This is a genomic window from Halobacillus andaensis (genome assembly GCF_014636475.1).
GTDB lineage: Bacteria > Bacillota > Bacilli > Bacillales > Halobacillaceae > Halobacillus_A > Halobacillus_A andaensis.
Window position 1 is genome coordinate 666,796 of the sequence record NZ_BMEL01000002.1, and the last position, 22,118, is coordinate 688,913.

General features: G+C 47.4%; 24 protein-coding genes. 21 read left to right on the plus strand and 3 right to left on the minus strand.

All coding sequences use genetic code 11. The features are described 5' to 3' along the window. Positions 1–4: 4 nt before the first annotated feature. Together fabZ and IEV27_RS10685 are read left to right on the plus strand one after the other, a co-directional pair. Positions 5–427, plus strand: a complete 423-nt coding sequence (gene fabZ, locus IEV27_RS10680; protein ID WP_188377444.1) for a 3-hydroxyacyl-ACP dehydratase FabZ — start codon at positions 5–7, stop codon at positions 425–427. Positions 428–637: 210 nt separating this feature from the next. Further along, a complete protein-coding gene (locus IEV27_RS10685) occupies positions 638–895 on the plus strand; it encodes a hypothetical protein (RefSeq protein ID WP_188377445.1) in 258 nt (85 codons plus the stop codon). A 49-nt stretch (positions 896–944) separates the two neighbouring features. On the opposite strand, the gene IEV27_RS10690 is transcribed toward IEV27_RS10685, so the two are convergent. Both IEV27_RS10690 and IEV27_RS10695 read right to left on the minus strand, forming a co-directional pair. Then, a complete protein-coding gene (locus IEV27_RS10690) occupies positions 945–1,106 on the minus strand; it encodes a hypothetical protein (protein WP_188377446.1) in 162 nt (53 codons plus the stop codon). A 74-nt stretch (positions 1,107–1,180) separates the two neighbouring features. Next, on the minus strand, positions 1,181–1,360 hold the full coding sequence (locus IEV27_RS10695) for a YjfB family protein (protein WP_188377447.1): 180 nt from the start codon (positions 1,358–1,360) through the stop codon (positions 1,181–1,183). Between the two features lie 193 nt (positions 1,361–1,553). Between IEV27_RS10695 and IEV27_RS10700 the strand changes: the two genes are divergently transcribed. The 14 genes from IEV27_RS10700 (at position 1,554) to ggt (ending at position 17,661) form a co-directional block, all read left to right on the plus strand. Further along, on the plus strand, positions 1,554–2,177 hold the full coding sequence (locus IEV27_RS10700) for a hypothetical protein (protein ID WP_188377448.1): 624 nt from the start codon (positions 1,554–1,556) through the stop codon (positions 2,175–2,177). 221 nt (positions 2,178–2,398) lie between these two features. After that, on the plus strand, positions 2,399–2,944 hold the full coding sequence (locus tag IEV27_RS10705) for a transposase (protein WP_188377449.1): 546 nt from the start codon (positions 2,399–2,401) through the stop codon (positions 2,942–2,944). A 245-nt stretch (positions 2,945–3,189) separates the two neighbouring features. Then, a complete protein-coding gene (locus tag IEV27_RS10710; protein ID WP_188377450.1) occupies positions 3,190–4,530 on the plus strand; it encodes an efflux RND transporter periplasmic adaptor subunit in 1,341 nt (446 codons plus the stop codon). Continuing rightward, positions 4,531–7,614, plus strand: coding sequence for an efflux RND transporter permease subunit (locus IEV27_RS10715; RefSeq protein WP_188377451.1), 3,084 nt, complete (start codon positions 4,531–4,533; stop codon positions 7,612–7,614). Between the two features lie 293 nt (positions 7,615–7,907). Continuing rightward, the gene (gene pgsB / locus IEV27_RS10720) at positions 7,908–9,098 is read left to right on the plus strand and encodes a poly-gamma-glutamate synthase PgsB (protein ID WP_188377452.1); all 1,191 of its coding nucleotides are present in this window, start codon (positions 7,908–7,910) and stop codon (positions 9,096–9,098) included. Between the two features lie 10 nt (positions 9,099–9,108). Continuing rightward, positions 9,109–9,558 (plus strand): poly-gamma-glutamate biosynthesis protein PgsC, encoded by a 450-nt coding sequence (gene pgsC / locus IEV27_RS10725; protein WP_188377453.1) that lies wholly within the window; start codon positions 9,109–9,111, stop codon positions 9,556–9,558. A gap of 12 nt (positions 9,559–9,570) precedes the next feature. Continuing rightward, the gene (locus tag IEV27_RS10730; RefSeq protein ID WP_188377454.1) at positions 9,571–10,731 is read left to right on the plus strand and encodes a CapA family protein; all 1,161 of its coding nucleotides are present in this window, start codon (positions 9,571–9,573) and stop codon (positions 10,729–10,731) included. Continuing rightward, complete coding sequence (locus IEV27_RS10735; protein WP_188377455.1) at positions 10,721–12,382, plus strand: gamma-glutamyltransferase family protein; 1,662 nt, start codon at positions 10,721–10,723, stop codon at positions 12,380–12,382. Before IEV27_RS10730 ends, IEV27_RS10735 begins: the two co-directional genes overlap by 11 nt. A 12-nt stretch (positions 12,383–12,394) precedes the next feature. After that, the gene (locus IEV27_RS10740) at positions 12,395–12,568 is read left to right on the plus strand and encodes a hypothetical protein (protein WP_188377456.1); all 174 of its coding nucleotides are present in this window, start codon (positions 12,395–12,397) and stop codon (positions 12,566–12,568) included. A 163-nt stretch (positions 12,569–12,731) separates the two neighbouring features. Beyond that, positions 12,732–13,391, plus strand: coding sequence for a carboxymuconolactone decarboxylase family protein (locus tag IEV27_RS10745; RefSeq protein WP_188377457.1), 660 nt, complete (start codon positions 12,732–12,734; stop codon positions 13,389–13,391). Between the two features lie 748 nt (positions 13,392–14,139). Beyond that, complete coding sequence (gene pgsB, locus IEV27_RS10750; protein WP_188377458.1) at positions 14,140–15,333, plus strand: poly-gamma-glutamate synthase PgsB; 1,194 nt, start codon at positions 14,140–14,142, stop codon at positions 15,331–15,333. 13 nt (positions 15,334–15,346) lie between these two features. Next, the gene (gene pgsC, locus IEV27_RS10755) at positions 15,347–15,823 is read left to right on the plus strand and encodes a poly-gamma-glutamate biosynthesis protein PgsC (protein WP_188377459.1); all 477 of its coding nucleotides are present in this window, start codon (positions 15,347–15,349) and stop codon (positions 15,821–15,823) included. A 1-nt stretch (position 15,824) separates the two neighbouring features. Continuing rightward, positions 15,825–15,995: a hypothetical protein gene (locus tag IEV27_RS10760; RefSeq protein ID WP_188377460.1), complete on the plus strand. Its 171-nt coding sequence runs from the start codon at positions 15,825–15,827 to the stop codon at positions 15,993–15,995. 4 nt (positions 15,996–15,999) lie between these two features. Further along, positions 16,000–17,661, plus strand: coding sequence for a gamma-glutamyltransferase (gene ggt / locus IEV27_RS10765; protein ID WP_188377461.1), 1,662 nt, complete (start codon positions 16,000–16,002; stop codon positions 17,659–17,661). A gap of 337 nt (positions 17,662–17,998) precedes the next feature. Here the strand turns inward: ggt and IEV27_RS10770 are convergent, their stop codons facing one another. Next, positions 17,999–18,610 (minus strand): poly-gamma-glutamate hydrolase family protein, encoded by a 612-nt coding sequence (locus IEV27_RS10770; RefSeq protein ID WP_188377462.1) that lies wholly within the window; start codon positions 18,608–18,610, stop codon positions 17,999–18,001. A 308-nt stretch (positions 18,611–18,918) separates the two neighbouring features. Here IEV27_RS10770 and IEV27_RS10775 point away from each other — a divergent pair, with 308 nt between their 5' ends. From IEV27_RS10775 to IEV27_RS10795, 5 genes are all read left to right on the plus strand, one after another. Beyond that, on the plus strand, positions 18,919–20,253 hold the full coding sequence (locus IEV27_RS10775) for a copper amine oxidase (protein WP_188377463.1): 1,335 nt from the start codon (positions 18,919–18,921) through the stop codon (positions 20,251–20,253). A 15-nt stretch (positions 20,254–20,268) separates the two neighbouring features. Continuing rightward, the gene (locus IEV27_RS10780) at positions 20,269–21,240 is read left to right on the plus strand and encodes a class F sortase (RefSeq protein ID WP_188377464.1); all 972 of its coding nucleotides are present in this window, start codon (positions 20,269–20,271) and stop codon (positions 21,238–21,240) included. 125 nt (positions 21,241–21,365) lie between these two features. Further along, entirely contained in the window at positions 21,366–21,641 is a 276-nt protein-coding gene (locus tag IEV27_RS10785; RefSeq protein WP_188377465.1) for a hypothetical protein, read from the plus strand. Positions 21,642–21,656: 15 nt separating this feature from the next. Beyond that, positions 21,657–21,863 (plus strand): hypothetical protein, encoded by a 207-nt coding sequence (locus tag IEV27_RS10790; protein WP_188377466.1) that lies wholly within the window; start codon positions 21,657–21,659, stop codon positions 21,861–21,863. A gap of 16 nt (positions 21,864–21,879) precedes the next feature. Then, entirely contained in the window at positions 21,880–22,113 is a 234-nt protein-coding gene (locus IEV27_RS10795; protein WP_188377467.1) for a hypothetical protein, read from the plus strand. Positions 22,114–22,118 lie beyond the last annotated feature (5 nt).

A 22,118-nucleotide genomic window follows, 5' to 3' on the forward strand; every position in this document is an offset into this window, starting at 1 on the left:
TTCTATGCTAGACATACAAGAGATTAAAGAAATCATCCCGCACCGCTATCCATTCCTTCTCATCGATCAAGTCGAAGAAATTGAAGAAGGCCAACGTGCGGTCGCTTACAAAAACGTAACCATGAACGAACCATTCTTCCAGGGCCACTTCCCGGACTACCCGGTCATGCCCGGTGTCCTCATCACAGAAGCGCTCGCTCAAACCGGAGCTGTCGCGATGCTGAAAAAGGAAGAAAACCAGGGCAAACTTGCTTTTTTCACCGGAATTGACAAATGCCGCTTCAAGCGCCAAGTGAAGCCTGGTGACCGCCTCAAGCTCGAAGTCGAAATCGTACGTCTTAAAGGGCCAATGGGCAAAGGAAAAGCCACAGCCACTGTCGACGGCGAAGTCGCGTGTGAAGCAGAAATTATGTTCGCTCTTAAATAACTGTTTGAAAAACCGTCCTTTCGAGGGGCGGTTTTTTCTTTTTCCCCCTCGATTTCTTTGGAAAGTGACCGTATTCCGCTGGATCCGCTCAAAATCATCCTCAAATCAATCATAACCCTCTTGCCAAAATACCAGACGATCCATGTATATCCATTTATAAAAGTGGACACACTAGCAATCGTAAACCTAACTATCAAGGAGGAATACCTAATGAAAAACGCTCTACTCAAACTACTCATCGCCATGCTAGCCGTTTCCGTTCTTGGAGCTTGTGCTACTGAAGAAGAGCCAGCGCAAGATGAAGAGAACATGGAAGAAGAAAACGGAGAAGAAAACGGAGAAGAAGAGAACATGCAGGACGACGAAGAAAACATGGAAGAAGATCAAGAAGATATGCAAGAAGACGAAGAGGATATGAACGAAGAAGATCAAACGAACGAAGATACAATGGAAGACGACGAAGAATAATCCTCAACCCAGCTATGTAAAGCCGCGCCTATCAAAAAGGAGCGGCTTTTTATTTCTCCCCGAACCCTGATTCTTGCAGAAACACAGCAATGATCAGTACAGAAAGTCCGCCCATCGTGAGGAACGGAACAACAAAACCAGGGCGCTCAAACCATTCGACGACAAACAAGCCAATTCCGATATAAAATAATCCTGCGCCCAACAGTGCCATAAGCTTCGACACCTGCCTCATCACAATCACATCTTTCAAAAAAAGACTAGGCGGATGACCCACCTAGTCCTTCTTTACCCTTTTACATCAATTTGACTCCCCTTCGTTGGGTGAGGAGCCGATTCAGAGAGCATCTCAATCATTTGACTGCCCTGCTGCTCAGCGTTCGTCTTCGCTTGATCCATGACAGCCACACTCGTCTGCTGCTTTACGTTCGCCTGGCTCATCGCTATCGAAGCTGCCGCTACATCCATCTGATCACACTCCCTTCCCCCTTAGCATCGGCGAATTTGGTAAAAAATTAACAACTAAGTCCATGATTTATTGTCAATGAGATAAACAATTAGGTAGAATAGAAGGAAAGCCCCAAAATATTTTACACATTTTTAAAAATAGAAGTTTTCCGGTCAACAATGTGTGGAATAGGGGAACGAGAGGTGATTTCCGATGAAATACAGAACAGCCGAAGATCTAAAACCATTACTGTTCGATGAAGAAGAAAGAGTCGTCAACCAGATCCCACGGGAGAAAGTAGACGTGTACGCCTATCTCAACTATAACTTTGATATTACCTACGTGCCAGACGACACGATCTACCAATTCGTTTTCCGTCACTTCTTTAAGCTGGACAACCCTAGCTTAACGAACGAATTCGAGCACGAATACTTCAAACTGATGGAAGAGCAACGCAACGAAGAACGCCCAAACATCGTACACATCACAAAATCCTTGTACAACATTAAGAACCACAAAGGAAATCCAACGATGCAATTCCCGCTTGCCGCAGCCATGCTGCACGCCATCAATCCCGTATTCCCATCGTACGACAGCGACATCGCGAAAGCTTTCGACTTCTCATCTACCTATCATCTATCCGGGTTCGATAAGAAAATGAAACGCTACATGGGACAATATCAACACACATTCAACACCTATAAAGAGTTACTTGATGACGAAGCGGTCCAACCGCTGATCGATCACTTCGACGAGAAATTCCCGGACCATCGTGAACTCCCGGAAGTGAAAAAACTCGAACTCATCGTCGCTCAGCTCGGACGCAACATGCAATAACCACCTATACATAACCGTCGGCCCATCGCCGGCGGTTATTTTTCCTTTTCATTCCCTTCCTTTTGTTTTTTGTTTATTTTTTCTTTTATCTTTTTCTTTTTCTTTTTTCTCTGTGTACCAGGTACACAGAAAGAGAAAACGAGTACCAGGTACACAGAGGGAAAGAACCTGTACCTGGTACAGCTCTATGGTATACTATTAAAAAATAAAGGAGGTGCTCTATGCCCAGAGTCAAACGAATTTGGTACCCAGGAGCCATGTATCACATTACGGCGAGAGGAAACCGCAAGGAAAATATCTTTCACCATGAGTACGATCGAATGAAATACCTGAATACCCTCAAACTAGTCAGCAAGAAGTATCCCTTCAAGATTCACGCCTACTGCTTAATGAGCAACCATACCCACTTACTGCTCGAAACCACCCAGTTTCCCCCAGGAAAAATCCTTCATCTTCTACACCTCAATTACGCCAAATACTTCAACAAAAAATATGATCACAACGGCCATCTCTTCCAAGACCGATACCATGATAAACTCATTATGGACCGTTACTACTTCATGGATGTGTTCAGCTACATCCACTTAAACCCCAACCGTGCGACTCTCACTGATGAAGAAAGCAATCCCCTTTGGTCCTCTCACTATTATTACGCCCACAACGAATCTGATCAAATCCTCTCAAAAGAACTATTCCATAACTACCTTGGCAACACCCCCTACGACCAATGGTTTACCGCTCAAAAACTAAAAATAGAAGAAAAATAAAAATGTGTACCAGGTACACCAAAAAGAGAATCGCGTACCTGGTACACAAAAGCACCACCCCGATACCAGGTACACTAATTCAGCCACTCTGTACCTGGTACCATCCATCGCTGCCATCCATCCCTATCTCCACACAACTGTCACATCCCCCCTCGACAAAACCTTGCATCAGACCCCAAATTCTAGTAACATTATCCATACTTATGACCACTCAGTCACACCACAAGAGAGAGGAAGACATACATATGAAACGAACGTTACTCAGCCTCCTGCTCATTACGACCACGACACTCGCCGCCTGTAACAACAACGAAGATACAGAACCCCAAGAAGAACGCACCACTCCCGTAGAAGTTGCCGAAGTCACACAAGATAACTTCACGATTGAACGAAAAATAGCAGGCAGAGCAGCCGCAGATGGAGGAACACCCGTCACTCCGAGCATCGCCGGTGAATTGGTGACGTTAAACGTAGCCAAGGGAGACCGTATCGAGCAAGGCCAGACGATCGGCGTTGTATCCCCGCCCGACCAGGGGAGCCAGGTAGAACTTCAGGAAATCGCCGTCCGTCAGGCACAGTCTCAACTTGATGACGCCCGTACGCAATATGACCAGGCCGTCGAAGGCGTAGAAACTGCAGAAGATCAAGTAGAAATCGCTCGCCAGGCTACAAACTCAGAATCCAGCCAGATGACCGAACAAGCACAACAGCAATACGAGTCGGCTCAGCAAATTGCCGATGAAGCGAAAAAGCTTGCAGATGAAGGAACGGTCCCTGAATCTATTTATGAAGAAGCGCAAAAACGCGCCGATCAAGCTCAATCGCAGTTTAATCAAGCGTCCGACCAAGGCGGCATGTCCTCTTCAGCTGTAGCCGAAGCGGAAGCTCAAGTAGAGCAGGCTGAACAGGCTGTCGCTCAGGCCGAATCCGCTGTAGAACAAGCGGAGCTCGGTGTAGAGCAGGCGCAAATTCAGCTGGAAGATGCTCGTGAACAATCAGAAAACGAACCTGTTATCGCCCAGGAATCTGGGGAAATCGCATCCGTAGAAGCGAATGAAGGGGACCAAGTCTCTAATCAGCAGCCATTTGCCACGATCATCAGCCTCAATCCGATGACGATCACAGCATCCATTACGGATGAGCAGCTATCGCTTTTTGAAGAAGGCCAGGAAATCGAAGTGGAAATTCCAACACTGGATGACACCGTAACAGCAACGATCGATTACGTCCCCTCGGTTCCTGATGATACAAACCTTTACCCCGTCGAAGCATCTGTGGATAATGCAGAAGAAACGATCAAGCCAGGCATGATGGCTTCCTTTCTTTTACCTGAAAACGTCGTTGAAGACGCATTAATCGTTCCAACGAATGCGATCGTTGAGCAAAGCGGCGAAACGTATGTGTACCTATTAAATGAGGAAGAGGAAGAAGCGGTAGTCGAACGCATTGACATCGAAGTCGTAGAATCACAATCCGACCGTTCGGCCATAACTGGTGATGTAACAAGTGAAGATGAAGTCGTGACAAGCGGGCAGCTGACGCTGACAGACGGAGCGAAAGTCGAAGTCATGAAGGAGGACGACTAAGTGAAGCTCGTCAACCTATCCGTTAAGCGCCCTGTCGGCGTCATTATGGTCGTCGCTGCCATCTTAGCGCTCGGCTTTGTTTCGCTGCGCTCACTCACGATCGACCTTTATCCGGAAATCGATCTGCCCGTAGCGGTTGTTTCCACCAGCTATGATGAAGCCGCACCGCAAGAAGTCGAGCGGCTCGTCAGTCAGCCGGTCGAATCGTCCGTCAGTGCAATTGAAGGCTTAGAAGTGCTGCAGTCACAGTCACAGGCAGGAGCCTCGCTCGTTTTCATGCAGTTCAGCATGGGTACAGATCTCGACAGTACGCTTCTTGAAGTACGAGAAAACGTCGACCAGGTGACCGAAGCGCTTCCTGAAGGCGCAGGCGAGCCGAGCGTGCTCCGCTTTGACCCCCAGGCTCTACCGATTATGACAATCGGTTTATCGGGTGATTCTCCCGAGCAGCTGCAGCGTGTCGCTGAAGACCAGCTGATTCCGCAGCTTGAACGCCAGGAAGGTGTCGCGTCAGTCGATATTGAAGGCGGCAGCACCCGACAGGTTGATATTCTGATCGACCGGGCGAAAATGGCCAGCTACGAACTCGATACGGAAACCATTACACAGACACTCAACGCTTCCAACCAGGCGGCTTCAGCCGGTTCTGTAGAAAAAGGCAGCCAGGACATTCAAATCCGGATCGACGGAGAATTTGAATCCATCGAAGACATCGAACAAACGAACATTCAATCTCCTTCCGGCGCCCAGGTGACGCTTGATCAAATTGCGGAAGTGGAAGAAAAGTATGAGTCCGACAGCGTATCAGAAGTCGGCGGAGAATCATCCGTAGTGCTTTCGATAATGAAAAAGACCGACGGCAACACGGTGGAGACCGCCAACAACGTACGCGACGCCCTTGAAGAAGTCGAAGGCGATCTTCCTGAAAATGCCGACACAGAAGTCGTGCTTGATACAAGTGAATTCATTAAGACGTCCATCAACAGTGTTGTCTTAAACATCATTCTCGGTGGAATTTTCTCGATTATCGTCCTTATGCTTTTCCTGAAAAGCTTCCGGGCGACACTCGTCATCGGCATCGCTATTCCAATTGCGATTATCTCCACGTTTACGCTTATGTATTTCACTGGCGAAACGCTGAACGTCCTTACGATGGGCGGACTCGCGCTCGGCATCGGAATGATGGTCGACAGCTCGATCGTTATATTAGAAAACATCGTCAGCTACCGGCAGCGCGGGTACTCAATGGTCGAATCAGCGAAAAAAGGGGCCTCTGAACTAGCACCTGCCGTTATCGCATCCGCGACAACAACACTCGTCGTGTTCCTGCCGATCATTTTCGTAGAAGGCATCGCATCCGAGTTGTTCACACCGCTCGCGATCACGATTTCTTTCGCCTTGATTACAGCGCTTGCCGTATCCGTTACGCTCATTCCAATGCTCTCGTCCAAACTACTGACGAAACCGCTGCAGACGAGCGGACGCCGATATTGGTTCGATCGCTTTTTACAAAAAGTAAATGACAAATACCGAACACTGCTCTCAAAAGTACTCAAATGGCGTAAAACGACGGTCGCCCTCACACTGGCCGCCATTGTTGGCAGCGTCGCAATCATCCCGAGCATTGGCACTGAATTCATTCCGCCGTCTGACCAGGGACAAATCGAAATCGACGTCGAAATGCCAGCCGCCACGTCACTCGAAGGCACCCAAGAGACGACGGAGATCATTGACCAGCGTCTGGAAAACTTCAGCGAAGAAATCGATGTCAGCTACCTGTCCATTGGCGGCGGAGGCATGGGAGGGGATATCGGAAACGGCAGCTCTGATAGTGCCACGTACACCCTGCAGCTGGTCGACCCGGATCAGCGGGAACGCTCAACTCAGGACGTCATGAAGCAAATGGACGAAGAGCTGAGCGATATCCCGGGTGCAGAAATTTCCGTGACTGAACTTGATGCCGGCCTCGGCACTGGAGCCCCACTGCAGATTCAACTGAACGGACCTGAATACGAAGTGCTCGATGAACTGTCCCAGCAGGTGACGTACGTTATGGAAGACGTCGAAGGAGTCAGTGAACCGACCTCTTCCACAGAAGAAGGCCGTCCAGAGATGAACATTGAAGTGGACCGTGACAAAGCATCTCAGTATGGGCTGACCGAGCAGGAAATTATCGCGCAGGTTCAAACATCCTTCACGGGTCAGGTTGCGACAAGGTACCGCGAAGCAAGTGAAGAAATTGACGTACAGATGATTTTACCTGAAGAAGAACGCCAGACGATCAATGATTTAGAAGGCATGTCCGTTCAGACAGCCAGCGGCGGCATCATTCCGCTATCTACAATTGCGGACCTCGAACAGGTGCAGGGCCCGGTCAATCTTCTGCGTGAAGATCAGCAACCTCAGGTTAACGTGGAATCGGAAATCGTCGACCGAGATCTTGGCAGTACGACAGAAGATGTGCGCGCTGAACTTGAGAGCCTTAACTTTCCTGATGGATACACGTATGAAATTGGCGGCCAGGCACAAGACATGGAAGAAGCTTTTGGAGACTTAGGCCTAGCGCTGATCTTCTCGATCTTCCTCGTCTACGCCGTCATGGCGATTCAGTTTGAGAACTTCTTGTTCCCGTTTATCATCATGTTCTCGCTCCCTGCAACAATCGTCGGGATTACCACGGGGTTGTTCGTCACCGGCCTGCCGTTTAGCTTACCGGCCTTTGTCGGAATTATCATGCTCGCCGGTATTGTCGTCAACAACGCCATCGTGCTCGTTGACTACATTAATATTTTACGAAGGAAAGGATACGACCGCACCGAAGCGATACTAGACGCCGGTCCTAACCGTCTGCGACCAATCCTCATGACGACATTAACCACTGTCTTAGGAATGGTGCCGCTCGCGATCGGTATTGGACAGGGAGCTGAAGCTCAGCAGCCGCTTGCGGTGACAATTATTTTCGGCTTAACCGTATCAAGCTTCTTTACGCTCATCCTCATTCCAGTCGTCTACACGTATTTCGACGACCTCTCGAAGAAAATTACCGGCATCTTCCGTCGCAAAAACAGAGACGAAGAAGCTTAATATTCATCCCCTGCCGTTTAAAGCAGGGGATTTTATTTTCCGGCAATATTCGATTATTTCCGGGGAAATATTTTATTCCTCTACCTTACCACATCCCCACTCACAACTATTCATCCTGTCGAAATCAATCCGCGCCTGTCGACTATTCACCCATTATCTAAAGTACATTTACAATAATTTGAAAACCTTTACACAACCCTTACAAAACTATAAAAAAACATACAAACTCGTATGATAGTTTTTGAGTGTAGAAAGAAATAGCACTTTTTGTAAAAGAGAGGGAAGGGGATCAGATGTTACTTATACCGCTTATGATCATTATCGCACTCACTCTAGGCATCTTTGAGATCAAAAGGCATCAGCGCCGCATTCAATCGATTCCGATTCGTGTGAATGTGAATGGTGTACGAGGGAAATCAACCGTCACGCGATTGGTTACAGGTGTGTTGAAGGAAGCTGGCAAGAAAACCGTCGGCAAGACGACAGGGACTTCAGCGCGAATGATTTATTGGAATACAACCGAAGAGAAGCCGATCCAGCGCCGTCTGGAGGGGCCTAACATAAGTGAGCAGAAGGCCGTTGTGGCAGAAGCGAAGAAATTAAATGCCGAAGCGCTTGTCAGTGAGTGTATGGCGGTCAATCCGGACTACCAGATCACCTTTCAAAACCATATGCTGCAGGCGAATATTGGCGTGATTGTAAATGTGCTGGAGGATCACCTCGACGTTATGGGGCCGACCCTAGATGAGGTAGCGGAGGCTTTTACCGCAACCATTCCTTATCGCGGCTGCTTGATCCTAGCTGATTCACCGTACACGACATACTTTAGAAAAATTGCGAAAAAGCGTAAAACGCGCGTCATTATGGCCGACAACTCACGCATTTCAGAAGAATACTTACGAAAATTTGAATATATGGTGTTCCCGGACAATGCCTCCCTCGCATTAGCGGTAGCGGAGGCGCTTAACATTGATGAAGAAACGGCGCTTCGCGGCATGTTGAAGGCGCAGCCTGACCCCGGTGCGATGAGGATTCTTCCTTTTATGGACGAGGAGGAGCCGTGTTTTTTTGTGAATGGATTTGCAGCAAACGATGCGGCCTCGACCCTTACGATTTGGCGCCGCATCCAGCAGACGAGCTATCCGCATGAAGAGCCGATTGTGATTATGAACTGCCGGGAAGACCGTTTCGAGCGCACCGAGCTGTTCGCACAAGACGTGCTTCCTCATATTCAAACCGACCGGCTCGTCTTAATCGGGGAAGTAACTCACCCGATCGTTGAATCCTACCAGGCGGGAGAGATTCCTGCGAAGCATCTTATGAATCTAGAAAACTACTCAACCGATGAGATTTACCAAGCGTTAGAACCCCATCTTAAGAAAAAAATGATCTACGGTGTCGGCAACATTCACGGAGCTGCTGAACCATTAATCGAAAAATTCAAGACGAAGCATCAACCTAAAAAAGAATTAGTTGTCAGCTAGGAGGCGTCCCATGTTTGGATCTGATTTGTATATATCGTTAGTTGTAGGCGTAATTTTAAGCTTGATTTACACAGAGAAAACGGGCATTTTACCGGCCGGTCTCATCGTGCCCGGCTACTTAGCATTAAGCTTTGACCAGCCCGTGTACATGCTGACCGTATTTTTGATCAGCTTTTTAACGTATTTTATCGTCCAGCACGGCATTGCCCGATTTACGATCCTCTATGGGCGAAGAAAATTTGCAGCGATGCTGACGACAGGAATCGTCATTAAGCTGCTGCTCGATGCTGTTTATCCAGTCGTACCGTTTGAAATCTATGAACTGCGGGGCATAGGCGTCATCGTGCCCGGCTTAATCGCAAACACGATTCAGAAGCAGGGACTTTTTCCTACGGTGATCAGCACCGTGCTGCTCAGCGGTCTCACGTTTTTAATTATGTTTGCTTACTTCTTACTATAGGGTGACTATGATATGGCTAAAAAATTGAACTTTAAAGAAACGCTGCTCAAGCATAGCAAATGGCATAAGAAACGGGCTTCCGCTCACACGCTTGTCGCCGCTCTTATCGTCATGGCGCTCATTTATCCGATCAATTACTTACTAAAGCCCGCAGCCGTTGCTGTTGAAAAAGATGATTCGATCTTTACAGCTTCCGTTGTCGGTGACATCATGTTCGGCCGGTTTGTGGAGCACGTCGCTGAAAGAGATACGTACGATGCTCATTTTGACAACGTTCGCGAGCTGTTTAAAAGCTCCGATTACGTCGCAGGCAACTTTGAGCATCCGGTTGTCCTTAACGATGACGCTGTTCCGATTGAAAAAGCATACAATTTTAAAACAAAACCTGATGCCGTTGAAGCACTTGAAAACGCGAATTTTACCGTTGCGAACCTTGCCAATAACAACATTCTCGATTACGGCATAACCGGATTAACCGATACGATCAACACATTTAACGAATCTGAAACAGACGTCATCGGAGCTGGACAGAATCTTTCAGAAGCTGAAGCGATCCACTATGAAGATTACAACGGCGTCACCGTCGCAAGTCTCGGCTTCAATGACATTCTTGAATACAGCACGCTGGCGACCGACACATCAGGCGGGGTGCTCGGCGCAGATCCGCAGACCTTCCTGCCTCTTATTCAAGAAGCAAAACAAAACGCTGATCTTGTCTTCGTTCACGTCCACTGGGGCAAAGAGTACGAAAATGCGGTTCAGCCGAGACAGCGCGATTTCGCCCATGCGATGGCGGATGCAGGAGCGGACGCTATTTTTGGCTCACATGCGCACGTCCTGGCCCCGGTTGAGAAATATGAAGATACGGTGATTTTCTACAGCCTCGGCAACTTTATTTTTGACCAGGGCTGGTCACGGACGAAGGAATCAGCGATCGTACAGTATCATTTAGAAGAAGACGGGTCCGCCCAATTTGAAGTAATGCCTGCTTATATTGAAGAAACAAAGCCGGCTCCGCTATCCGAGAAGAATCGTTACCGCAACACAACGATCCTGCGAAAAATGACGAAGGAGCTGGATGAAACGGATTGGACAAAAGAAGGCAACCGTGCCGTCATCCCAGTCGATCATTCACACATTACAGCCGAGGAGGAGAGCAGCCTTGCAGAATAAAATTTTAATCACCGTCCTATCTGTCATCGTCGCCGGCGGCATGTGGTTTTACTATAAAGTCGAAGGTGTATCGCCTGAGCTTGCGATTTTTAATCAAAGCGATACACAAGCGGACCGTGAGCCTGTAGAAACCGATGAAGGCTACGGCGTCAGTGCCTCGAACCCGCTTGCCGTAGAAGCTGGAATGGAAGTATTAGAGAAAGGCGGATCGGCGGCAGACGCAGCCGTCACGGTCTCGTACGTCTTAAGCGTCGTTGAACCGTACGGATCAGGCATCGGCGGAGGAGGAGAAACGCTCTACCACCCGGCAGACGGGGAACCGATCACGTACGTCTATAACGAAAACGCTCCATTAAACGGTGAAATGCCGGAGGATAACGTCGGACTGCCCGGCTTTGTCAAAGGTATGGAAACATTAAACGCCGACCTCGGCAACTTAGAAATGAGCGAACTCATTCAGCCCGCCATTGACATTGCTGAAGAAGGTTTTGCCGTCGACAACAGCCTGCACGGTCGATTGAAAGCCGCTCAATATCGCATGCCGATATCCGATCTGCCCCACCTGTATCCAGGCGGCACACCGGTTAACCCGGGTGTTGAAATCAAACAGGAAGCGTTAGCCGATACGCTTAAAGTGATCCGCGACGGAGGGGCAGAAAGCTTTTATAACGATCAGCTCGGGCAGAATTTTCTTGCCAATACGTCCGGTCACACCGAGCAGGACTTAACCCAATACGAAGTCAAAACAGCAGCTCCCGCAATGGGCTCCTTTGCCGGATATGACGTCATTACAGCCCCCCCGCCGTTTGGAGGAACGACTTTAATCCAGTCATTGAACATGGTAGAAGATCTTGATTTGGAAAAAGCTGCAGCGAATGACCAGGATTATATTCACCTATTAGGGGAAGTGATCAAACGAAGCTACAGCGATCGGTTAAGCAACATCAGCGACCCTGAATTTAATCAGATAAATGTAGACGAGATGACCAGTGACGCCTACGCAGCCCAGCTTGCGGAAGACATATCGCTAAGCGATCTATCAGAAGACTACGAGATTAATGACAGTCCGGCTGACGAAGCTGACCACGACAACACAACCCATTTCGTCATCGTTGATAAAGAAGGCAATATGGCCTCAACGACGAACACGCTCAGCAACTTTTTCGGTTCCGGCAAATTCGTTGACGGCTATTTCTTAAACAACCAGCTCTCAAACTTTAGCGAAACCCCTGGATCGGTTAACGCACCCGAACCAGGTAAAAGCCCAAGAAGCTACACGTCACCAACCATTCTCGCCAAAGACGGACAACCCGTCATGGGCATCGGAACACCAGGAGGCAAGCGGATTCCAATGATGATCACAGACGTGCTTACGCGTCACCTCCTGCTTGATGAACCACTCGAAGACGTCGTCGAAGCTCCGCGCTTCTACGTTGAAGAAGAGGAGGTGATCATGGAGGAGGCCTTCGCGGACAGTTTAGATGAAGACGTGAAGCAGCAACTGCAAGCTAAAGGCTATACACTTGACACCTATAACTCTGACCAATTTTACGGCGCCATCCACAGTCTCGTTATCGACCGAGAAGAAGGATTCATGTACGGAGCTGCCGACAGCCGCCGAGCCGGCGACTGGCAAATCAAAGAAAACTAGGAGAGACCACATATGATCAAAAAACTATTAAAAGAATCACGCTCCTTCTTATTACTAGGACTCGTGATCATCGCTATGGCGACATTCAAACAAGTCGATACGATCAACGACGAAGACAAAACGTTTATCGAGAACTACAATACGGAACAAACGAATAATCAGGACGACACTCAAATCAGCAATTAACCAACAAGCTTAAGCGCCGGGTACCAGGTACTGAAATTCACACTTGCCATTTTGCTCTTTTACAGCTTTTCGGTACCTGGTACCCTTATCAGTCTCCTTCCTTTCAATTGATCGAAATATTCAGTAAAATAGGCACTACATTCAATAAAAGGTGGGATTCATTGTGAGTAATGAGGTACTTTACAAGAAGTCATATTTTTCAAGACTGCCGGAACTTGGCGACCTTACGCCGGAAGCATTTAAAGCATTCGTCGCGTTTGATCAAAAGGCTGTAGCCCCTGGAGAACTTTCCACGAAACTAAAAGAGATTATTGCGATTGCTGTCGCCCACACAACGGGTTGTCCGTATTGCATTGACGTTCATGTCAATAATGCGAAGGATCAAAACGTGACGAAGGAAGAAATGAGCGAAAGCATCTTTGTCGCCACAGCGCTGAAAGCAGGGTCTGCCGCTGCGCACGGAGTGAATGCTCTTAATGCCTACGACTTTGGCTCAAATGATCATCTGTACAAAAAAGAATATTTTAATCGAATCAAAGAATTTACGGAGCTTTCAGGCGATGCGTTTCAAGGGTTTATGGATTTTGATAAAAAAGCGATGAAAGCAGGCGTTCTTTCAGCGAAGGAGAAAGAACTGATTGCTGTTGCCGTTGCACATACAACGGGCTGTCCGTATTGCATAGACATTCATACGAAAGGAGCGAAAGAGCAAGGTGCTTCTAAAGAAGAAGTGGCGGAAAGTATTTTTGTAGCGACGGCGTTAAAAGCCGGATCGGCTCTCGCTCATTCGGTGAATGCACTAAATGCGTATGATAGTGAATAATCGATGAAGATGTTTAAACCTCTATGTTGGAAAAACAACATAGAGGTTTTTGGTTAGCCGGCATCCAATCATAAAGCGTTTTCTCAAGATATTCTTGATGAACAAGAAAAACTAGTATCGTCCGATTTCGTCATTTTTCGATTCCCTCTAAGTTACTTCTGCATACCGTGTGAAACCCATGATTAGAAGAACCCTAATCATGGGTTTTTGACGTTTCGCCAAAACGCTGTTTTCACCTATAAGCGGTCCAATTCCGACCATAAATCCCACAAAAGAAAAGAAGAACACAGCCGAAACCTCGTACCACTTCAAAAGAACATTTTTCTAACAGTTACAATTAATAGCTTTCTAGTTTTATTCTTCCTGAATTATTTCACGATCGCTACAAAATGTAAGCGCTTCTGAAATATATTTTTTACACCTATGAAGGACCTTTCGATTAGTAGATTGATAGATAAGTAAGATCAAATTCCCGAATAAACGATTGACACTAGGAATTCCTTCATAGGAGGGTGGAATGCATATGGAAATAAAGGTAACCTCACCCATACATGTTGATAAAAACAGGGTATATATCCATAAAAAACCAAATCTAGTATGTAATAAAGATGATATATATTTTAACCCATGTGTAACCCACAGGTAATTATCTTCTAGTATATTGGTCTGCGGATTAATGAATGTTTCTTTTTTGACAGGCTGTCATCCAAATACATGAAAGACGGAACATTTGCTACGGAGGTAAAACATGGTAGTTGAACTAAGCATCATTATTATTCTAGGTTTGATTGCTTTTTTCCTTGGCGCAAAGGAGAAGGTGAAGAACAACAAAAACATAGAAAGCATCCCGGTGCGGGTCAATGTCAATGGCATACGCGGAAAGTCGACGGTGACACGATTGATCACTGGGGTTCTGCAGAAGGCCGGCTACAAAACCGTCGGTAAAACGACAGGAACCGATGCGCGGATGCTGTACTGGTTTGATGCGCAGGAAGAGCCGATTCAGCGAAGGATGGAAGGTCCAAACATCGGCGAACAGCGGAAGGTCCTCGATAAAACAGTCCAGTTAGAAGCGGATGCGCTCGTCAGTGAGTGCATGGCGGTGAAGCCGGATTATCAGGTGATTTTCCAAAACGAGCTGCTGCAGGCGAATATCGGCCTGATCGTAAACGTGTTAGAGGATCACATGGATGTATTAGGACCGACGCTTGAGGAGGTTGCCGATTCATTTGGTGACGCGATCCCGTATGACGGAGATTTGATCGTCAATGAAAGTAAGTTTGTGCCTCACTTCAAAGAGATCGCAGAGCAACGTAATACGAAGGTGCACATATGTGATACATCACTCATTTCAGAAGATTTCTTGAAAAAATTCGAATACATGGTGTTCCCGGAAAACGCAGCGTTAGCGTTAGCAGTGGCGGATATTTTAGGGATTGATCACGAAACAGCGAAGCAGGGCATGCTTGAAGCGTGGCCGGATCCGGGGGCGATGCAGATTTTGCCGATTGGCGACCCGCACAACCCGAGCTTTCTCGTCAATGGATTCTCCGCGAACGATCCGACCTCAACACTGAACATTTGGGAGCGCGTCAAGCAGCTGAGCTATCCGACAGAAGAGCCCGTGATTATTATGAACTGCCGGGAGGACCGCGTCGATCGTACGGAGCAATTTGCGAAGCAGGTGCTGCCGCATCTTCCTTGTGAAACGTTAATTTTAATGGGAGAGACGCCAGGGCCAATTCTTGATGCGTATAAAAAAGGCGCACTGCCTGTAAGGAACCTGCTGGATCTAGAAGGCTATGAAACCGAAGAAATTGTTCGCGTGCTTCAGCCATTCTTATCCGGTAAAACGATCTACGGGATTGGCAATATCCATGGAGGCGCAGAAGAACTAGTGACTCGACTGGAACAAAAGAAAATCATAAAAGGAACGGCATAGAAAGGAATTCATTATGTTTGTATTTGATACTGGAGATGTATATTTAGCGTTAGTTGCTGGAATCGTTCTTAGTTTATTTTATACCGAGAAAACAGGCGTCCTGCCGGCGGGACTCGTCGTGCCGGGTTATATCGCCATGCTGTTTACGTTTCCTGTCAGCATTGCGGTCGTCTTTATGATCAGTTTCCTTACCTATTTAATTGTCATGAAGGTGATCGCGAAGTTCACGATCTTATACGGCCGCAGGAAATTTACGGCTATGTTAACCGTGGGCATCATTCTTAAAATCAGCTTTGATATGGCGGTCCCCGGTTTTTCAACCCCGGATATCGTCGACGGCATGATGGCGATCGGAGTTATAATCCCTGGATTGATCGCCAATACTATTCAAAAACAAGGGGTACTGCCGACAACAGCAAGTACACTGCTGCTTAGCGGCGTAACCTTTGGAATCGTAACCTTATCAAGTGTAATCGGAGGAGGCATTTAAAATGGAAGCGACTTTAAATTATAGAAAAAATAGACAATCCAAGAAAGAACCAAAATTAACCTTTAGCCAATGGGTGTTAAAAACCATCAAACGCCATAAGAAAAGAACGACCACAGATGCTACGTTGGGATTAATCATTACTGCAGCTCTCTTTTTAATCAACCTGGTATAATCCAATGAATAAAAACAAAACGTTCAACATTATACTCATCAGCTTGTTTATCATCATTCTCGTTTTGTTAAATATTAGGCAGAGTGGAATCATTGATGAACAAAACGCGGAGGACGATGATTATACGTTGAACGACACAGCTCCCGACGAAGAAGAGGTTGGCTCTTATGGTGTAACATCTGATAGTACGATTGCGACGGAAGTAGGCATGAAAGTATTAGAACAAGGCGGAAACGCCGTTGATGCAGCAATAGCCGTAAGTTTTGTGTTAGGCGTCGGGGAGCCTTATGGGTCCGGGATCGGCGGAGGCGGAACGATGCTGATTCATCCGGAAAAAGGGAGCGACGAGTCGCCCGTCATCTATGATTATCGTGAAGTCGCCCCTGAGTCAGAGGAACTGCCGGACAGCGGTACAGGCGTCCCGGGATTTGTGCAAGGGATGTATGACGTGCACGATGATTTCGGAACGGTCGAGATGGAGCAGCTCATTGAGCCGTCGATTAATTTCGCCAGCAACGGCGTGACGGTTTCTGAAACCTTGCACAACCGGCTGAATGATGCCGAGTACCGCATGCCCGATTTAGATCATATGTATCCTGACGGTGAACCCATTGAAGCGGGCGAAATCTTAAAGCAGCAGCAGCTGGCTGATACGCTTACAGCGATTAAGGAAGAAGGACCAGACGCTTTCTACACAGGGAAGCTAGCAGAACAAATAACCGATCAAGAAGATAAAATCAGCGAGGAAGATTTGGAGTCCTATGAAGTAGAAGTCTCAGAACCGATCGAAGGGCAGTTCGGCGACTATGATGTATTAGCGCCGCCCCCGCCATCCGGAGGCATTATGCTATTGCAAAGTTTAGAAATGGCCGAGATGCTTCAAATCGAAGACACGAAGGATAAGCCAGTCGATTTTGCGATGATGATGGGCATGATAAATCGTGTCAGTTACAAAGACCGACTAGAAAAAGTCGGAGACCCAAGTTTCACAGAAGTCCCGACAAATGAGATGCTCTCTGACGATCACATCAAGGATCTCGCATCGAATATTGAGGGCTCTGAGCTTTCCGATGAATACCGCTCGAACCTGGATTCTGACGCCGACTTAGAAGATCACGAGAACACGACCCATTTCGTCGTCGTCGATAAAGACGGCATGATGGTATCAGTCACGAATACGCTCAGTAACTTTTTCGGTTCCGGCGAGTATGTCGAAGGATTTTTCTTAAACAACCAATTGAAAAACTTCAGCAACAGTGAAAACTCACCAAACAAGCCGGAGCCAGGAAAACGTCCATTTAGCTATACGACCCCGGCCGTCCTGGCTAAAAACGGGAATCCAGTAATCGGAATTGGAGCTTCGGGTGGTCGGAGAATTACACCAATCATCTCTCAGCAGTTAGTACGAACGGTGAAATTCAATGAGCCGATTCAAGCGGCTGTCGAAGAACCGCGGACATTCCTGGAACTTGATGAAGATAAGCTGCAGGTGGAGAACGATTACGTGTTCTTAGAAGACCCGGAAGAAAACCTTGATATTAACGTTGAATATTCCGACCGGACCTCGTACTTCGGAAGCGTCCAAGGACTCGTCATCGATTACGAAAACGACAACATCCACGGCGCCAGCGACCCAAGAAGACAAGGCAGCTGGGAGTCAGAGTGATAGAAGGGTAGATGGGAGAGAAGGGAAAGATGGTACCAGGTACACCAAGGGTGAAAACCTGTACCTGGTACCAACTCTCCATCAATAAAGAAAGCTTGCAGGGAAATGTTTATTTTCCTGCAAGCTTTTTTACATTTTTTAGAGCAAACTTTAAATTTGGCTCTTTTTTGGTACCAGGTACACGTAAGTGGAAAGGCTGTACATGGTTACACACGATCACCTACCATCGACCCGCTGTGAATTTCAGATCACAAAAAGTAGAGAAAATTTAATTTTTGCTATGATTGAGGTACCAGGTACACAAAAAGGAGAAGTCTGTACCTGGTACCAAATCTCTTCACCGTATTCCTTTACATACTGCTTCAACATATCGATAGAATTCATCGGTCTGTGTATACCCGAGCTCCATCCTCGTATTATTCCCAAAAAAGGCTTCACGCTGAGCCTTACTGATTTCAAGCTGCACGCCCATTCCACGCTTATTTTGATTCACAATATTCCGCGGATCAATCCCAGCCATTGGACTTTTATCAGACAACATTTCCGCACTGAACCCAGCGGCTGTTAACGCCTCATATACCTTTTGCCGCCCGGCGCGATCCGCACCGCCGACGAGCGTATGCTTCAGTTTCGCCTCCTCATACCCATGATAAGCGAGTGAATACGAGTGTGCGCCAGTCATCTGCAGCGCTTTCGGCTCATCAAAACGAATCGAAGACACGTGCAAATCGCGGTTTCCCTTGCGCCGCAACCCCTCAAAGCAGTAATAAGAGAAGCGGCCGCGTTGAGCCGTTGCCATCGCAAGCTCCGAACACCCCGCTTCAATACCGCCGCCATGAATCGCTATAATGATAACATCGGAATCACACGGCTCGCTGATGATGGTGTAGTCCCGCCCAGCTTCGTTTTCTTTTTTTAGGTCATCAAATGTGTTGTACAACGTTCCCATTGTTATCTTTCCTCTCTGTCCTCAGCAAAGTGTACCAGGTACGCAGAATGTAATAACCTGTACCTGGTACACACGAATATAGTACATTCACACCCTCAACCACCTACAATTATTAATTTTACAACAATTAAAGGAGAGAAAATTTAAATTTCACTATTGTAAAGGTACCAGGTACACAAAAGGGAGACGGCTGTACCTGGTACCAAAACGCCTCCCCACAAAAAATCCCCCAAAAAAGTGATCCAATCCTTCCCCCTTTACGTTAGCTACACAAGAACACCAAAAATCAAAAGGAGAGTGAACCCCTTATGAAGAAAACCATCAAACGCACATTACTTACGATCACAGCCGTCACCCTGCTTACCCCATCCGTCGCAATGGCGCACGACCACAGCGAGCCAACAGCGAAAACACCAGCAGCTGACCTCCGAACGACACTGGACCAGCTGCTATCGGAACATTTCACCTTAGCCACAACCGCCATGATGAAAGATTACCATGACGCCGAAGATACAGAACAAGCGTATCAGGCTCTTGATGAAAACGCCAAATCCATGACCCCGGCGATTGAATCTGTCTACGGCGAAGAAGGAGCGGCACAGTTCGAAGAGATTTTCCTAAACCATAACGACTACTCCCCAGATTTCGTCGAAGCCGCGAAAAATGATGACGAAGCGTTAAGAGAAGAGGCAGAAGCCGAAGTCGATGAATTCGTCGAGGAGTTCAGCGAATTTCTAGCCACAGCGACTGAATACCATATGCCAAAAGAAGCGGCCGAGGAAGCCATCGCCGCTCATGAGCAGGACGTCATCCAAACGTTCGATCACTACACAAATGAAGACTATGAAGAAGCGTACGGTGCGTACCGTGAAGGGTTCCACCGCATGTTTGACATAAGCAAAGCCGTTTCCACAGCGATCACTACACAAATGCCGGATGAATTCGACAACACTAAAGCCGATACACCAGCCGCTGACCTGCGCTCCAGCCTAAACAGCCTGGCGTCTGAACATTTTGCCCTTGCTGCCCTTGAAATGCAAAAAGGCTACGATCAAGCAGCCGACTACGATTTCGTCACCTGGGCCGAAGACATGCACACTAAAGACTTCAAAGCAGCGATCGAATCCATCTACGGCAGTGAAGGCTCCGACCAATTTGAAAACGCGTGGCAGCAAGACCACATTAACGCGCAATCAGATGTCATCACAGCTGCTCTTGAAGAGGATGAACAGTTACGCGGACAAGCCGAAGACAGCCTGCAAGCTTTTGCTGAACGCTTCGGAAGCTTCCTGGGCGAATCGACAGATGGCAACATGCCAGCTGAAGACGCAACCGACGCGATCTGGCAGCACGAAGAGCATGTCCTGCAAACGTTCGATCACTACACAGAAGGTGATTACGAAGCAGCCTACGATTCCTTCCGTGAAGGCTACGGCTTCATGTTCGGCATCGGCGAAAACGTAAGCGAAGCCATCATTACGCAAATGCCTGATCAATTCGCAGGCGAAGACATGCCATCTGACATGCCGAAAACAGGACTCGGAGGAACAGCTGACCACAACTCAACTACCCTGTGGATCGCATTCGCAGCAGCAGCCTTAACAGCCGCTGGATTCCTTATACGAAAAACAACCACTAAATAAAAGGAGGCACGGGCAATGAAGTGGAAAATCTATTTTACCGTCGTGGGCTTTGTTGCCCTCTTACTAGCTGCCTATAGCACAGACGTTTTTGCCAACTGGACTAACGACACCGACGACGAAGGACTAGAAAGAGGCCAGCTCTCTTCCGAATCCGATCAAAATTTAAAACCGCCAGAAGAAGACGTCCCATTAGATGAAGAATTCACCCTGCTGAACGACCAGCAAATCGAAAAATTCCAGCAGAGCAAACAAGACGAAGGCATTACACCAACCCATATCAAGATCCCAAGCATTGACGTCGACGCCCCGATCGAACAAGTCGGCATCCTCGACAACGGACAAATGGGCGTCCCAGAAAACATCGACAACGTCGGCTGGTTCGAGCCCGGCACCAAACCCGGCGACCCTGGAAACAGCGTCCTCGCCGGCCACGTCGACAGCAAATCAGGTCCCGCCGTCTTCTTCTACCTCGACCAGCTCGAAGAAGGCGATGAAATCATCGTATCCAACGACAACGGCGACGAACGGACCTACACCGTCCAGCACATGGAAAGCTACCCATATGCGGACGCACCCATACAGGACATCTTTGGACCATCTGATGAAAAAAAACTGAATCTGATCACCTGTACAGGCACCTTTAACCGCGATCAAGGAACGCACGAAGAACGACTCGTCGTATATACCGAATTAGAAGAACCTGCCGAGTCAGACGAACTAGACGCGGCTTCAGAACCAACACCGCCGGACCATATTGCCATTAGCGGCAGCTTCATCACGTGGCACGCCGTCCGTGTCGAAGGCGTCGCCGGCTACCGCGTCTATAAGAGCGACGATGGTGAAAATTTTGACCACGTCGAAAGCATTTCAGCGCACGAACGTAAATCGTTCACAGATGAAGAAGCAGCGGGCCACACGTACTACGTCACAACCGTTTACCTCGACGGGACGGAATCAGAACCATCTGAGAGCGTAAGTAAAGAATAGAAAGGAATAAATGAACGGAGCCTCTATATTCCGGGGCTCCGTTTTTTCGTGTACAAAGGGGTTGAGAGGTTCAACCAAACCCTTTATACTTACGAATCAGCAAAAGTATAAAGGTGAGGGTATGGATGGATTTTTTGGTTCCTTTAGCAGGAACGCTTATTTTTGGATTTCTCGGAGCAGTTGGGTTTTATCATGCCTTTAAACGGTACAACCCTGACGATCACTTCTTAGACATCATGTCGACGTATCCTACATGGATGCAATTCGTCGCCGAGTTATTTCTATGGATGACGAAAAAGCTGTTTCCAGAACAAGTTCATCGCAAAGTGTACCGGGCAGCGGCTTTTCTATTTGGAGTATTGATGTGCGGATTCATCAGTATATTCTGGATTTTTAGATAGGTAGGTGTGTACATAATGGAAATTCTTACTGGACTGGGCATTGCCTTGTTAGCAGTAGTGGGGATCATTATACTTCTTCTCGTCATGATCACGTTAGACACTGGTGCCTGGTGGAAAGATCTTAAAGGCTTTACGAGAAAACAAAAAGTGATCGCTTTTACTTTACTCATCGTTGTTTGGCTCGCGCTTGGTTTGTTCATAGGTACGATTGATATTTCATAAGGAAAAGGATGGAAGAATGAAAGATTTAATTGGCAGTTTAATCGCCTTAAGTTTTGGTGTTTTTGCAATTTATGCTTTTTTCTGGACCACACGAGAACGCGTTTCCAATCGTGAAGATTACAACTATTTTTTATCCTCTTTTACTTTTTTTCCTCCATCCGTTAATTTTTGGCTTCTCAAGTTTTTGTATTTATTCGGGGGACTTTTAGCCATTGCATTGGGGATTTATGGGGTAGTCTTATTCTTTTAATTTTT